Source organism: Micromonospora sp. NPDC050200 (genome assembly GCF_040656135.1).
Taxonomy (GTDB): domain Bacteria; phylum Actinomycetota; class Actinomycetes; order Mycobacteriales; family Micromonosporaceae; genus Micromonospora.
In genome coordinates, this window is the sequence record NZ_JBFALG010000014.1 from 1 (window position 1) to 13,304 (window position 13,304).

At 71.1% G+C, this 13,304-nt stretch carries 14 protein-coding genes; 4 read left to right on the forward strand and 10 right to left on the reverse strand.

The features are described from left to right. Nucleotides 1-549 precede the first annotated feature (549 nt). Nucleotides 550-669 carry a type II toxin-antitoxin system VapB family antitoxin gene (locus AB0I41_RS11990; protein ID WP_357105320.1) on the reverse strand — a complete coding sequence of 40 codons (120 nt, stop codon included), beginning with the start codon at nucleotides 667-669 and terminating at the stop codon, nucleotides 550-552. A gap of 198 nt (nucleotides 670-867) precedes the next feature. Between AB0I41_RS11990 and AB0I41_RS11995 the strand changes: the two genes are divergently transcribed. After that, entirely contained in the window at nucleotides 868-1,902 is a 1,035-nt protein-coding gene (locus AB0I41_RS11995; RefSeq protein WP_357105323.1) for a PHB depolymerase family esterase, read from the forward strand. A gap of 71 nt (nucleotides 1,903-1,973) precedes the next feature. Here AB0I41_RS11995 and AB0I41_RS12000 read toward each other — a convergent pair whose 3' ends face one another. The 8 genes from AB0I41_RS12000 to AB0I41_RS12035 all read right to left on the reverse strand — a co-directional run bounded on the left by AB0I41_RS12000 (nucleotide 1,974) and on the right by AB0I41_RS12035 (nucleotide 9,601). Next, nucleotides 1,974-2,540 carry a gluconokinase gene (locus AB0I41_RS12000; RefSeq protein WP_357105326.1) on the reverse strand — a complete coding sequence of 189 codons (567 nt, stop codon included), beginning with the start codon at nucleotides 2,538-2,540 and terminating at the stop codon, nucleotides 1,974-1,976. After that, nucleotides 2,530-3,759, reverse strand: coding sequence for a D-mannonate dehydratase ManD (manD, locus tag AB0I41_RS12005; protein ID WP_357105329.1), 1,230 nt, complete (start codon nucleotides 3,757-3,759; stop codon nucleotides 2,530-2,532). Before manD ends, AB0I41_RS12000 begins: the two co-directional genes overlap by 11 nt. A gap of 23 nt (nucleotides 3,760-3,782) precedes the next feature. Next, nucleotides 3,783-4,736: a sugar kinase gene (locus AB0I41_RS12010; protein ID WP_357105331.1), complete on the reverse strand. Its 954-nt coding sequence runs from the start codon at nucleotides 4,734-4,736 to the stop codon at nucleotides 3,783-3,785. Then, a complete protein-coding gene (locus tag AB0I41_RS12015; protein WP_357105334.1) occupies nucleotides 4,733-5,371 on the reverse strand; it encodes a bifunctional 4-hydroxy-2-oxoglutarate aldolase/2-dehydro-3-deoxy-phosphogluconate aldolase in 639 nt (212 codons plus the stop codon). Before AB0I41_RS12015 ends, AB0I41_RS12010 begins: the two co-directional genes overlap by 4 nt. Before the next feature lie 2 nt (nucleotides 5,372-5,373). Continuing rightward, nucleotides 5,374-6,522 carry a galactonate dehydratase gene (dgoD, locus tag AB0I41_RS12020; protein ID WP_357105337.1) on the reverse strand — a complete coding sequence of 383 codons (1,149 nt, stop codon included), beginning with the start codon at nucleotides 6,520-6,522 and terminating at the stop codon, nucleotides 5,374-5,376. Nucleotides 6,523-6,529: 7 nt separating this feature from the next. Beyond that, nucleotides 6,530-7,345, reverse strand: coding sequence for a carbohydrate ABC transporter permease (locus AB0I41_RS12025; protein WP_357105340.1), 816 nt, complete (start codon nucleotides 7,343-7,345; stop codon nucleotides 6,530-6,532). Beyond that, a complete protein-coding gene (locus AB0I41_RS12030; protein ID WP_357105342.1) occupies nucleotides 7,342-8,283 on the reverse strand; it encodes a sugar ABC transporter permease in 942 nt (313 codons plus the stop codon). The genes AB0I41_RS12025 and AB0I41_RS12030 overlap by 4 nt, the downstream gene beginning before the upstream one ends. Nucleotides 8,284-8,359: 76 nt before the next feature. Then, nucleotides 8,360-9,601: a sugar ABC transporter substrate-binding protein gene (locus tag AB0I41_RS12035; protein ID WP_357105345.1), complete on the reverse strand. Its 1,242-nt coding sequence runs from the start codon at nucleotides 9,599-9,601 to the stop codon at nucleotides 8,360-8,362. Between the two features lie 186 nt (nucleotides 9,602-9,787). Here AB0I41_RS12035 and AB0I41_RS12040 point away from each other — a divergent pair, with 186 nt between their 5' ends. Then, the gene (locus tag AB0I41_RS12040) at nucleotides 9,788-10,528 is read left to right on the forward strand and encodes a FadR/GntR family transcriptional regulator (protein ID WP_357105348.1); all 741 of its coding nucleotides are present in this window, start codon (nucleotides 9,788-9,790) and stop codon (nucleotides 10,526-10,528) included. A 47-nt stretch (nucleotides 10,529-10,575) separates the two neighbouring features. Here the strand turns inward: AB0I41_RS12040 and AB0I41_RS12045 are convergent, their stop codons facing one another. Beyond that, the gene (locus AB0I41_RS12045; protein ID WP_357105351.1) at nucleotides 10,576-11,427 is read right to left on the reverse strand and encodes an alpha/beta fold hydrolase; all 852 of its coding nucleotides are present in this window, start codon (nucleotides 11,425-11,427) and stop codon (nucleotides 10,576-10,578) included. Between the two features lie 159 nt (nucleotides 11,428-11,586). Here AB0I41_RS12045 and AB0I41_RS12050 point away from each other — a divergent pair, with 159 nt between their 5' ends. Together AB0I41_RS12050 and AB0I41_RS12055 are read left to right on the forward strand one after the other, a co-directional pair. Further along, a complete protein-coding gene (locus tag AB0I41_RS12050) occupies nucleotides 11,587-12,489 on the forward strand; it encodes an ABC transporter ATP-binding protein (RefSeq protein WP_357105354.1) in 903 nt (300 codons plus the stop codon). Between the two features lies 1 nt (nucleotide 12,490). Beyond that, nucleotides 12,491-13,291, forward strand: a complete 801-nt coding sequence (locus AB0I41_RS12055; protein WP_357105356.1) for an ABC transporter permease — start codon at nucleotides 12,491-12,493, stop codon at nucleotides 13,289-13,291. The last annotated feature ends 13 nt before the right edge of the window (nucleotides 13,292-13,304 follow it).

Here is a 13,304-nt window from a genome sequence, read left to right on the forward strand (position 1 = left end):
CCCGTGCGGCGAGCATCGCGCCGTGCGGGGAGGCCCGGTCGCCGAGCCGGGCGGGTAGTACCGGCGCGAGGGATTGACCCGGCCAGGCCAGCAAGGACAGCTGACGGGTGACCTCGTCGATATGTCCAGGGACCGACGCGGCGAAGCCGCCGATCACGATCGCCTCGGGGCGCACCAGCTCGTCCGCGCCGATCAGGGCGGCCGCCAGGGGCCGCGCAGCCTTTCGATCGCCAGGACGGCCCACGGCGTACGGCCGGGGAAGTCGGGCAGCTGGTAGACGTGCGGGTCATGGTCAAGTGCCCGCTCATCGGCAGAAGTGGATGCGGAGCGGTTTGCCGAAGTGGGGGGGCACCGGTTGCGCAGGGTTACCGATCGGGACCGCGGCCGATCCCACGGCCGTAAAGACAGCCGATCACCGGAGGCGGGCTGAACTCGGTGCAGGTCTGCGTCGAGCCGTACCTGGCTCTGCACCTGTGCCAGTACGCCGACAACCCCTGTCTCGACCGCTCCGATGGGGCCCGTGAGGCCGGGCAGGTCGCCGCTCTTGAGTCAGGCGGCGAACTCCCGGCGCTTCTCCCGGTCGATCGCAGCCTGGAGAGCGGCGTTGACGGTGGCCTTCTTCGTCGTGGTGCCGAAGATCTTCGCTGCCTTGGGCGAGTAGTTCGTCATCGACGTCGACGGTGGTCCGGGACGCGGCCGCGGTCTCCCACGTCGCACCCTGGGTAGCCTGAGGCCGCGCGGGTGGGCGGGGGCTACACACCGGCGCCGCCCGACGTGTCGCTCCCGCTCATATCCAGTGAGTTCTATGTCACGTTAGCGTCTGCGCACGCCGACACCACCGCCGGCGCTCCCGGACAGGAGAGCGTCATGAAGACACCGTTGAGAGCCACCACCACCGTCCTCGCCGCCGTCCTGCTGCTGATCCTGACCACCGGGGCTCCCGCCCAGGCCGCCACCCCGTCCACCAAGACCCCGGTCTCCGGGTCGCTGCGCGCCTACAACGTCTCCGGCGTCTACGTCGCCGGCGTCTCCTCCGGTGGCTACATGGCCACCCAGCTGCACGTCGCCTACTCGTCCCGGATCCGGGGCGCGGCGATCTTCGCCGCCGGGCCGTACTACTGCGCGCAGAACAACGTCGCCCAGGCGCTCTACGGCTGCGGCGACAACATCTACCCAACCAACGTGTCCGCCCTGGAGACGTACACCCGGAACTGGGCGTCCTACGGCTGGGTCGATCCGGTGAGCAACCTCTCCGGCGACCCCGTGTACGTCTTCCACGGCAACAACGACAACGCCGTGAAGAAGTCCGTCACCGACGACCTGGTCAACTACTACCAGCGCTTCGGCGCCAGCGTGCAGTACGACAGCGCCTCCTCCGCCGGTCACGCCTGGGTCACCCCGTACGGGACGCTGGGGTGCACCGCGACCGCGTCGCCGTTCCTCAACGACTGCGGCACCGACCCCCAGAACGCCCTGCTGCGCAAGCTGCTCGGCACCGTGACCGCCCCGAACACGGGCCCGCTCGGCGGCACGCTCATCCGATTCAGCCAGAGCACCCACGCGGTCAACGGCTGGGCGCCCGGCCTGAGCATGGACGACAACGGCTTCGCCTACGTGCCGTCGTCGTGCGCGGCCGGCCAGTCGTGCCGGCTGCTGGTCGCCCTGCACGGCTGTCTCCAGGGGTACGGCAAGGTCGGCACCGCCTTCGTGGACCGGGCCAACCTCAACCAGTACGCCGACACCAACAACCTGATCGTGCTCTACCCGCAGGCGAGCACCAGCGGCAGCAACCCGAACGGCTGCTGGGACTGGTGGGGCTACCTCGGCGCGAGCAACTACCCGATCAAGGGTGGCGCGCAGGTGGAGACGATCATGAACATGGTCCGCCGACTGGACGGCTGACGCGCCGCGACGCACCTCTCGGCACGCCGCCTCCGAGGGCCTCGGAGGCGGCGTGACTGTCGATCAGCGGCCTACCTGCCGCCAACCGCGGTGCCGGTTCCCAGTCCGAGCCGGGCGACCGCCGCCGTGACGAGCTGCTCCGGGGGCAGCGAGACGTCGAGGACCACGCCGGACTCGTCCGGGCGCAGCGGCTCCAGGATCGCCGTCTGGGAGTCCAGCAGGGTCGCCGGCATGTAGTGCCCGGCGCGCCCGGACATCCGTTCCCGGATCACCTCGGCCGGCCCGTCCAGGTGGACGAAGTCCAGGTCCGGCGGCCCCTGCCGCAGCAGGTCCCGGTAGGACAGCTTCAGCGCGGAACAGGCCAGCACCGTCGACACCCCTTCGGCGTGGCGGGCGGCCATCCAGGCGGCGAGGTCGTGCAGCCAGGGCCAGCGGGCCTCGTCGTCCAGCGGTACGCCGGAGCGCATCCGCGCCACGTTGGCCTCGGAGTGGAACTCGTCCGCCTCGGCGAACGTCAGCCCGGTCAGCTCGCTGATCCCCCTGGCCACGGTCGTCTTGCCCGCACCGGACACGCCCATCACGACGACGTGCCGGGTCGGCAGCGGGTTGCCGTGGGTGGGACGCCCGTCACCAGTCATGGACAGTGCCGTCCTTGAGCCGGTTGAACGGCAGGTAGGCCGGCGTGTACGGGAACCGCGCGGCGGCCTGCTCGTCGAGTTCCACGCCGAGACCCGGCTGCTCCCCAGGGTGGAGGTAGCCGTCGGCGAAGTTGAACGACTGCCGGAACACCTCGTTGGTCAGCGGCCCGTGCTGCATGTACTCCTGGATGCCGAAGTTGTGGATGGCGAGGTCGAGGTGGAGCGCGGCCGCCATGCCGACCGGTGAGATGTCCGTCGGACCGTGGATGCCCGATTTGATCTGGTACTGCGCGGCGAAGTCGAGAAGCTTGCGCATGGCCGTGATGCCCCCGGTGTGTGTGACGGCGGACCGCACGTAGTCGATGAGCTGTTCCCGGATGAGCGTCTGGTAGTCCCAGACCGTGTTGAAGACCTCGCCGATGGCCAGCGGCGTGGTGGTGTGCTGGCGGACCAGCCGCAGCGCCTCCTGGTTCTCCGCCGGGGTGCAGTCCTCCAGCCAGAACAGGTCGTACGGTTCGAGGCCCTTGCCGAGCCGGGCGGCCTGGATCGGGGTCATCCGGTGGTGGCCGTCGTGCAGCAGCGGCAGTTCGGGGCCGAACTCGTTGCGTACCGCCTCGAAGACGCCGGGCAGGTGGCGCAGGTAGGCGCGGGTGTCCCAGTCCTCCTCGGCCGGCAGCGGGGTGCGCTGCGCCGGTTCGTAGTCGTACCGCTTGCCGTCGGGGCCGGTCTGCGCGGCGACCCCGTACACGGCGTTGATCCCCGGCACGGAGGTCTGCACCCGGATCGACCGGTATCCGAGTTCCAGGTGGTTGCGGATGGAGTCGAACAGCTCGGGGACGTCCCGCCCCGAGGCGTGGCCGTACGCCATGATGCCGGTCCGCGACGCGCCGCCGAGCAACTGGTACAGCGGCATACCGGCGGCCTTCGCCTTGATGTCCCAGAGTGCGACGTCGACGGCTGCGATGGCCGCCATGGTGACCGGCCCGCGCCGCCAGTACGCCGAGCGGTAGAGGAACTGCCAGGTGTCCTCGATGCGGTGCGCGTCCCGCCCGATCAGCAGCGGGACGACGTGGTCGCGCAGGTACGAGGCGACCGCCAGCTCCCGCCCGTTGAGGGTGCCGTCGCCCAGGCCGGTGACCCCGTCAGCTGTGGTGATCTTCAGGGTGACGAAGTTGCGGTCGGGACTGGAGACGATGACGTCCGCTGCGACAATCTTCACGGGGTGCCTTTCTCAGATGGTGCTCAGCGAAGGGTGCTTCCGGTCTCATGACCGTCGAGAAGGGACAGTTCGGCGCGGCGCGGCAGCCCTTCCCAGTCGCCGTGACCGGCGACGGCGAAGGCGCCGAGGGTCACCGCGCGGTGCAGCCGGCCGGCCAGGTCGAGTCCGTCGAGGTGGCCGGAGAGGTAGCCGGCGCTGAACGCGTCGCCGGCGCCGACGGTGTCCACCGCGGTCACCGGCACCGCCGCCGCGTGCCGGACGCCGTTGCGGGTGTACGCCCGGGCGCCGTCGGCGCCGGCCTTGACCAGTACGGTCTCCACTCCGCGCGCCAGCAGGCCCGCCACGGCCGTGGACTCGTCCGCCCCCGGTTCGCCGACGAGGTCCAGCTCGTCGGCGGAGGCGATGACGACCGAGGCGTACCCGGCCAGCGGGGCGAGCACCGCGCGGGCGGCTTCCCGCGTCCAGAGCCGGGCCCGGTGGTTGACGTCGAGGCTGACGAGCATCCCGGCCCGGGACGCCGCCTCGGCCGCCCACCTGGTGGCCTCGCGGGCGCTGTCGGACAGCGCCGGGGTGATGCCCGTCAGGTGCAGCACCCGGGCACCCTCGGCGATCGGCTGACGCAGGTCCTCGACGCGCAGGGCCGACCCGGCCGAGCCGGCCCGGTGGTACCGCACCCGGGTCAGGTCGGCGGTGCGCCGTTCCAGGAACAGCAGACCGGCGGGTCGGTCGGGATCCCTGGTCACGCCGTCGACGTGGACGCCCTCGGCGCGCAGTTGCCGCAGCACGTACTCGCCCAGCTCGTCGTCGCTGACCCGGCCCACCCAGGCGGCCCGGTGCCCGAGCCGGGCCAGGCCGATCGCGACGTTGGACTCCGCCCCGGCCAGGTGCATGGTCAGCGCGCCCCCGGTGGCCAATGGTCCGGCCGCCCGCAGCGACACCAGTGACTCGCCGAAGGTGAGCAGGTCGACCGCCGTCATGAGGCCGGCGGGCGGGTCGCCGCCGCCAGGTAGGCCCGCGCCCGGTCGCGCAGCGCGTCGACGTCGCCACCGGAGGCGGCGGTCCCGACCAGCGGGCCGCCGACGCCGACGGCGATGGCGCCGGCCTCCAGATAGGCGGGCATCTCGGCCAGGCCCACCCCGCCGACCGCGACGAAGGGAATGTCCGGGAACGGGTCGCGCAGCGCCTTCAGGTACGTCGGGCCGCCGAGGGTCGCCGGGAAGAGCTTGACCACGGACGCCCCCATCCGGATGGCCGTGTACGCCTCGGTCGGGGTGAGCGCCCCGGCGGCGACCGGGAGTCCGCGGCGCACGGCCTCGGGAATGGACTCGACGACGGCCGGGGTGACGACGAACTGCGCGCCGGCGGAGACCACGTCGGCGACGTCGGCGACGGTCAGCACCGTCCCCGCGCCGACCAGGGCTTCGGCGGGCGCGACCGAGCGGATGGCCTCGATGGCGTGCAGTGCGCCGGGCGTCGTGAGGGCCACCTCGACGATGCGTACGCCCTCTTCCAGCAGCGCGGTGCCGGTGGCGACCGCGGCGGCGGTGTCGGTGCCGCGGATGATCGCCAGGACGCGGGCCGCGGCGAGTTCGGTGGTCAGGTCGAGGGTCATGGTCACCATTCCGCGTAGGAGCCGTCGGGGTGCCGCCACCTGGGGCTGCGCCAGGCGTGGCCGCGCTTGTCGGCCGCGCGTACCGCCTGCTCATCGATCTCGATGCCCAGCCCCGGTGCGGTGAGCCGCTCGACGTGCCCGTCGACGAAGGTCAGCGGCGTCTTGTCCAGGCAGTAGTCGAGCACCTCGGCGCCGAGGTTGTAGTGGATGCCGATGCTCTGTTCCTGGATCAGGTAGTTGGGCGTGGCGAAGCCGACCTGCAGGCAGGCCGCGAGGGCGATCGGCCCGAGCGGGCAGTGCGGGGCGAGCTGCACGTCGTAGACCTCGGCGAGCGCGGCGATCCTGCGTACCTCGGTGATGCCGCCGGCGTGCGAGAGGTCCGGTTGGGCGACCGCGATGCCGGCCTGGAAGACGGGCAGGAACTCCTGCCGGCTGTAGAGCCGCTCGCCCGTGGACACCGGCGTGGTGGTGGACCGGACGAAGTCGCCGATGAGGTGGGAGTTCTCCGGCACGACCGGCTCCTCGAGGAACAGCGGCCGGTACGGCTCGAGCAGCGGGGCGACGCGGCGGGCGTTGGCGAGGGTGAACCGGCCGTGGAAGTCGACGGCGACGTCGCGGTGGTCGCCGAGCACCTCGCGGGCGGCGGCCACCCGCTGCACCACCCCGTCCAGTTCGGCGACCGACGCGATCGGGCTCATCCGCCCGGAGGCGTTCATCTTGACAGCGGTCAGGCCCGCCGCCACCTGGGCGGCGATGTGGTCGCGGACCTCGCTCGGTTCGTCGCCGCCGACCCAGCCGTAGACGCGGATCCGGTCGCGGACGGGCCCGCCGAGCAGTTGGTGCACCGGCGCCCCGTACCGCTTGCCGGCGATGTCCCAGAGCGCCTGGTCGAGGCCGGCCACCGCGCTGGCCAGGATCGGGCCGCCCCGGTAGAACGAGCCCTTGGTCATGACCTGCCAGTGGTCCTCGATCCGCAGCGCCTCCCGGCCGATCAGGAGTTCACTGAGCTGCTCGACGGCGGCCCGGACGGTTTCGGAACGGCCCTCGCAGGTCGCCTCGCCCCAGCCGACGATCCCGGATTCGGTCTCGACGCGGACGAAGAGCCAGCGGGGGGCGACGAGGAAGGTCTCGACGCGTGCGATTGTCGTCATGGTGTCCTCAGCCCTTCGTCGCGCCGGCGGTGAGACCGGAGACGACGTACTTCTGCACGAACAGGGCGATCAGCATGATCGGCAGGGTGACGACGGTGGCCGCCGCCATCAGGCCGCCCCAGTCGATGCTGGCGTAGCCGACGAAGTCGAAGATCGCGACGGGCAGGGTCTTGGTGTCCGCGCCGGAGAGCACGAGGGCGAACATGAAGTTGTTCCAGGAGAAGATGAAGGACAGGATGCCGGCGGTGGCCACGCCCGGTACCGACAGCGGCAGGGTGATCTTGCGGAACGCGCCGATGTGGGTCAACCCGTCCACGAGCGCCGCCTCCTCGAGTTCGAGGGGGAGGCTGTCGAAGTAGCCCATCATGATGTAGACCACCAGCGGCAGCGACACGAACATGTGGCTGAGGATGAGCACGCCGAACCCGCCGACCATCTGCAGGTTGGAGAAGACGTAGTACCAGGGCACCAGCAGCGAGACACCGGGGATGACCCGCGCCATGAGCACCACGAGCGCCGACTTCCTCATGTTGAAGCGGCTCATCGAGTAGGCCGCCGGCACGCCGAGCAGCAGCGAGAACGCGGTGGCCGCGAAGGCCACCCACAGGCTGTTGCCGATGAACTGGACGTAGTTGGCCTGCTTGAGGACGTTGGCGTAGTTGTCCGCGGTGGGCGAGAAGACGAGCGCCTTGCCCGTGTCGTAGATGTCGACGTTGGTCTTGAACGACGCGGCGATCATCCAGAGCAGCGGTGCGAGCAGCGCGATCACCACGACGGCGAGCGCCACGATGCGGAAGATCCGGTAGGTGGGGCGGGCCTTCATCGCCGCGCCTCCTTCCTGCGGGACGTCAGGGCCCACATCGACCCGATGATGATCAAGAAGAAGATGATGAGGACCGTCGATGAGATGCCGTACTCGTTGTAGTCGAAGCTCAGGCCGTAGGCGTACACGTTGAGCGTTTCGACCTCGTGGAACGAACCACCGCCGCGGCCCTTGGTGGCGTAGAGGATGTCGAAGGTCTTCAGCGCGTCGATGCCGCGCAGCAGGATCGCGACGATCACGGTGGGCATCATCAGCGGCAGGGTGACGTGCCGGAACCGCTGCCAGGTGCTGGCGCCGTCGATGCGTGCCGCCTCCTGGGGCTCGTCGGAGAGCGAGGTCAGGCCGGCGAGCAGGATCAGCACGACCATCGGGGTCCACTGCCAGACGTCGATGAAGATCGTGGTGGGCAGCGCCGAGTGCTGGCCGGCGAGCCACGGCTGGGGGCCGATGCCGATCCAGCCGAGGGCCTGGTTGGCCAGGCCGATGTTCGGGTCGAAGATGAGCCGCCACATCATGCCGACCGCGACCGGGGTGGCGACCAGCGGCATCAGGATGGCGACCCGGACCCACTTCTGGCCCCGGAACGGGCGCCACAGCAGCAGCGCGACGGCCATGCCGAGGACGACCTCGAACAGCAGGGCGACGACGGTGAACGCGGCGGTACGCCCGACCGCGGGCCAGAACCGGTCGGTGTCCGAGAGCACCTCGACGTAGTTCTGGAAGCCCACGAACTCGGACTCGGCCCGCACCGACCCCTCGGCGTCGGTCAGGCTGAGATAGCCGGTCCAGGCCAGCGGGAAGACGATCAGCGCGGCGACGAACACCATGGCCGGCGCCGCGAAGAGCCACTTGCGATGGTCGTTGGCCCAGCGGGCCCAACCGGGCGTGTCCGGCGTGGCGGAGGCGCGGGTTCTGGTGGGGGTGGTTACTGCTGCCATGAGATCTCCGGGGTGGGCGGGCCGGGCGGGAGGTCGGGGTGGCGGAGCCGGACGGCACCGCCACCCCGCGCTCGGCTTACTTGGCCTCGTCGTCCAGGAACTTCTGGAACGCCGCGTTGGCGGTGTCGGCCGCGGCCGCCGCGTCCTTGCCGGCGATGGCGTCGACGATCGGCTGGCCGACGATCTCCCGGGCCTGGGCGACCTTGTTGACCAGCGGGCGGTCGTGACCCACGCCGTCCTTGGTGCTGGCCGCGATGGCCTCGACGAGGTCCTTCGGGTAGGTCGCGGTGCCCTCCGGGTTGGCCCAGACCGAGGTACGCGCGCTCGGCACGCCGGACTTCTGCTGGGCGAGCGTCTGCTCCTTGCCGGTCGCCCACTCGACGAACTTCCAGGCGTTGCTCTGGTTCTTGGAGCCGTCGTTGACGCCCAGCGCCCAGGAGGGGATGTTGTAGGGCTTCGAACCGGCGGGGCCGGCCGGGAACGGCGCGAAGCCGACGGTGTCGGAGACCTTCGACTTGGCCGGGTCGGTGGCGTTCTTGTAGAGCGAGTTGGCCTCGGTGTAGAAGGCCGCCTTGCCCTGGGTGAAGATGGCCATCGCCTCCGGCCAGCTCATGTCGGTGCTGACGTTCGCCGGGCCCTGGTCCTTGATGAGCCCGCCGTAGTAGGCGTACGCCTGCTTGGCCTGCTCACTGTTGACGGCGGCCTTGCCGCTGCTGTCGACGAAGTCGCCGCCGAAGCTGTAGAGGAAGCTGGAGAACTGGGTGACCGCCGGCGACTTGCCGGTACGGGCGACGAAACCGGCGACGGCCGGGTCGGCCGCCTTGATCTTGGCAGCCGCCGCCTTGAGCTCGTCGAGCGTCTTCGGCGGGGCGCTCAGACCGGCCTTGGCCAGCAGGTCCTTGCGGTAGTAGAGGACCTCCTGCTCGGTGATGATCGGAACTCCGACCGGCTTGCCCTCGTACGAGGTGGCCTCCACCGGGCCGGCCTGGAAGTCGCCGAAGTCCCAGTCCTGGTTGGACTTGACCTCGTCGGACAGGTCGGCGAGGTACTTGTTCTTGGCGAACAGCTTCCCCTCCTGCAGGGGGCGGTACATCATCACGTCGATGTCGCCGGAGCCCGCGTTCAGCTTGACGTTGTACTGGTCGGAGAGCTGGTCCTCACCGAGCTGGGTGATCTTGACCGTCAGGCCGGTCTGCTTCTCGAACTCGGGCAGGGCCTTCTTGATGTTCTCCGTCCACACGTGGTTGGCCAGCGTGACGCGGACCGTCTTGGAGGCGCCGCTGTCCTCACCGCCGCCGCCGCACGCGCTCAGGCCCATGGCGGCAACCACGGCCAGAGAAGTTCCGATTATCGATCGACGCCGCACGTCCATCTCTCCTTCTGTCGTGGCCGCCGCCCGGGGGGAAGAGCGCCACGTGGTCGTAACATCTGCTTAACGACCGGATGCTAGGCCAATAAAGCGGATTTATTCAAGAGTTGATCTCCAACTGATATGCTCCAACGTGTGGACCGGTCCCAGCACGCCCCTGCCGAGGCCGGGCTGCACGCACAAGTTCTCGACCACCTCGGCACCGCCATCTGCGGCGGCCAGGTGACGCCCGGCTCCGTCCTCAACATCGACGACCTCGTCGACCGGTACGGCGTGTCCCGCTCGGTGGTCCGCGAGGTCCTGCGGGTGCTCGCCGCCATGGGATTCATCGAGACCCGCCGCCGGGTCGGGGTGATGATCCGCCCGGCGGAACACTGGAACGTCTTCGATCCGCAGGTGATCCGCTGGCGGCTCGCCTCGGCCGGCCGTATGGCGCAGATGCGCTCGATCACCGAACTGCGGACCGCCGTCGAACCGCACGCCGCCTGGCTGGCCGCCGCCCGGGTCGACCACGACGAGGCGAGCGATCTGGTCGGGCTGGCGGCGAAGCTGTGGGCCGCCGGCAAGGCCGGGGACGAGGAGCGCTTCCTCCGCCTCGACATCGAGTTCCACCGGCGGGTGCTGCTCGCCTCCGGCAACGAGATGTTCGTCAAGCTGCAGGAGCTCGTGGCGGAGGTGCTCAGCGGCCGCCACCACTACCACCTCATGCCGCGCTACCCGGACGAGCAGGCCCTCCAGCTGCACGCGGACGTGGCGCAGGCGATCCAGCGGCACGACGGCGACCGCGCCCGCGCCGCCATGGTCCAGATCATGGAGCAGGCGTTCGACGAGATGAAGTCGATGTGGGAGCAGACCGGCGAGCCCGGCCAGGATTGACCCCGCCGAGGGTGCTCAACGCGCCGACCCGGTTCGTCGGTACTGACTCACCAGCGGGGCGCGTCGCCGACGATCGCCGGCGAGCGGGTGGTGGCCATCTCCACCGCCCAGTCCAGCGCGCGGTCGGCCACCGCCTCCCAGCCCGGCTCGCCGACGGTGAAGTGCGACCGTTCGGGGAACTCCTGGTAGTCGGTGATCGCCCGGGACCTCCGGTACAACGTGGCGTTCGACCTGACCAACTGCGGCGGCGACACGTGGTCGTTGCCGCCGGCGATCAGCAGCAGCGGCGCCCGGTCGTCGCGCCCGTTGTCCACCGTCGCCGGCGAGCGGGCGTCCAGGTTGGCGAACGCCCCCTCGAAGAGCACGTGCCCGGCCGCCGGCACCGCGTACCGCTGCCAGGCCCGGTCGGACTCCTCGCGGGAGATGGTGTTGCCGAAGGCGTACCGGAACTCGTCGGCGGTGATCGGTACGGCCTTGTGCCGGTTGGCGGGGTTGCGCAGCACCGGGTACGCCGACCGCAGGGTGCTCACCGGCAGCCGGAACACCCCCTTGACCGACGCGGGGGCGATCGCCACCACGGCCCCGCCGAGCCCCCGGTCGAGCAGCACCTGGGAGATCAGCCCGCCGAAGGAGTGCCCCATGATCAGCGGCGGGTTCGGTAGTTCCCGGACGAGCGCCGCGTAGTGGTCGATGATCCGGCCCAGGGTCAACCCGGCGATCGGGGCGGGATCGGCGCGCAGCGTCTCCACCTCCGCCTCCATCCCCGGCCAGGCGGGAGTGAGCACCCGGAACCCGAGGGCCCGGTAGCGCCGCGCCCAGTGTTCCCAACTGCGTGGCGTCATCCACAGGCCGTGAATCAGCATGATCGTGTCGACCCGTCCGGTCGGCGCGGTGCTCATGGGCGTACCTCCCCGGCTGCCGGTGTGCGCAGACCCGGCGGCATACCCACCGGACGCCACCGGAACCCCACCGGAGCCGCCGGGGCCTGACATTTGTCATGGCGGGGTCGTGACGCGGGGGCCGGGGACGGCGCTCCGGCGGACCTCAGGATCGGTGTCATGACCAGTACCCAACCGGCCGTCGAGCTGGCCGGCCTCCGCAAGACCTTCGGACCGGTGACCGCCGTGGACGGGCTCGACCTGCGCATCGCCCCCGGCGAGGTGGTCGCCTTCCTCGGCCCCAACGGCGCCGGCAAGACCACCACGATCGACATGCTGCTCGGCCTGGCCCGCCCGGACGCCGGCACCGTCCGGCTCTTCGGCGGCGACCCGGGCGACGCCGTCCGGCACGGCCGGGTCACCGCCGTCATGCAGACCGGCGGCCTGCTCAAGGACCTCACCGTCGCCGAGACGGTACGGATGACCGCGCAATTCCACGGCCGTACCCGGCCGGTGGCGGAGGTGCTGGCCCGGGCCGGGCTCACCGGCGTCGCGGACCGCCTGGTCGGCAAATGCTCGGGCGGCGAGCAGCAGCGGCTGCGCTTCGCCCTGGCGTTGCTGCCCGACCCGGACCTGATGATCCTCGACGAGCCCACCACCGGGATGGACGTCGAGGGGCGGCGGGACTTCTGGCAGTCCATCCGGGCCGACGCCCGCGCCGGCCGGACCGTCGTCTTCGCCACCCACTACCTGGACGAGGCCGACGCGTACGCGGCCCGGATCGTGCTGGTCCGGCAGGGGCGGGTGGTCGCCGACGGCAGCACCGCCGAGATCAAGAACCTGGCCGCCGGGCGGCTGGTCCGGGCCACCCTGCCCGGCGCCGACCAGGCCGCCCTCGCCGCCCTGCCGGGCGTCCTGGCCGTCGAGGTACGCGGTGACGGCGTGCTCGTCCGCTGCGACGGCTCGGACGCGGTCGCGCGGCACCTGCTGACCCGCACCGCCGCCCGGGACGTCGAGATCACCTCCCGCAACCTCGAAGACGCCTTCCTCGCCCTGACCACCGCCGACACCACCGGAGCCTGAGATGACGCTGACCTCGTCTGCCCCGGTCGCCGCCGACCGCCCGGCCCGCCGCCTGCCCGCCCTCGGCGGCTTCTCCCCGGCGGTGCTCGCCATCGAGATCCGCCGGCTGTTGCGCAACCGCCGCACGCTGGGCTTCACCCTGATCATGCCGGCGGTCTTCTTCCTCCTCTACGGCCTGCCGCAGCGCGGGCAGGAGTTGCCCAACGGGAGACCGGTGACCGCCTGGATCATGATCAGTCTCGCGGTGTACGCCGCGATGGTCGCCACCACCAGCGCCGGCGCAGCGGTCGCCACCGAACGGGCGCTCGGCTGGACCCGGCAGCTGCGGCTCACCCCGCTACGGCCGGCGGCGTACGTGGCGACCAAGGTCGTCACCGCGATGGTGCTCGGCCTGGCCGCGGTCGTCGTCGAGTTCGGCGTCGGCGCGGCCGCCGGGGTGCGCCTGCCGGTGCGCGTCTGGCTGCTCGCCGGCCTGGCCGCCTGGCTCGGCTCGCTGGTCTTCGCCGCCCTCGGGCTCTTCGTCGGCTACCTGGCCCCGGCCGAGAACGTCATGCAGTACCTGGGCCCGGTCCTGGCGGTGCTGGCCATGCTCGGCGGTCTGTTCGTCCCGCTCGACGTGCTGCCGCACGTGCTCCAGCAGGTCGCCCGCTTCACCCCGGTCTACGGGGTCGGCCAGCTGGCCCGCGCCCCGCTGACCAACACCGGGGTGGGGCTCGCGGAGCTGGGCAACATCGTCGGCTGGACGGCGCTGTTCGGCTACGCCGCGTCCCTGCTGTTCCGCCGGGACACCGCCCGGGTCTGACCGAGCCCGCGGT

Coding starts and splice junctions, on each gene's coding strand:
- AB0I41_RS11990 (WP_357105320.1), bottom strand. CDS start 669: ATGACGAACTACTCGCCCAAGGCAGCGAAGATCTTCGGCACCACGACG.
- AB0I41_RS11995 (WP_357105323.1), top strand. CDS start 868: ATGAAGACACCGTTGAGAGCCACCACCACCGTCCTCGCCGCCGTCCTG.
- AB0I41_RS12000 (WP_357105326.1), bottom strand. CDS start 2,540: ATGACTGGTGACGGGCGTCCCACCCACGGCAACCCGCTGCCGACCCGG.
- AB0I41_RS12010 (WP_357105331.1), bottom strand. CDS start 4,736: ATGACGGCGGTCGACCTGCTCACCTTCGGCGAGTCACTGGTGTCGCTG.
- AB0I41_RS12015 (WP_357105334.1), bottom strand. CDS start 5,371: ATGACCCTCGACCTGACCACCGAACTCGCCGCGGCCCGCGTCCTGGCG.
- dgoD (WP_357105337.1), bottom strand. CDS start 6,522: ATGACGACAATCGCACGCGTCGAGACCTTCCTCGTCGCCCCCCGCTGG.
- AB0I41_RS12025 (WP_357105340.1), bottom strand. CDS start 7,345: ATGAAGGCCCGCCCCACCTACCGGATCTTCCGCATCGTGGCGCTCGCC.
- AB0I41_RS12030 (WP_357105342.1), bottom strand. CDS start 8,283: ATGGCAGCAGTAACCACCCCCACCAGAACCCGCGCCTCCGCCACGCCG.
- AB0I41_RS12035 (WP_357105345.1), bottom strand. CDS start 9,601: ATGGGCCTGAGCGCGTGCGGCGGCGGCGGTGAGGACAGCGGCGCCTCC.
- AB0I41_RS12045 (WP_357105351.1), bottom strand. CDS start 11,427: ATGAGCACCGCGCCGACCGGACGGGTCGACACGATCATGCTGATTCAC.
- AB0I41_RS12050 (WP_357105354.1), top strand. CDS start 11,587: ATGACCAGTACCCAACCGGCCGTCGAGCTGGCCGGCCTCCGCAAGACC.
- AB0I41_RS12055 (WP_357105356.1), top strand. CDS start 12,491: ATGACGCTGACCTCGTCTGCCCCGGTCGCCGCCGACCGCCCGGCCCGC.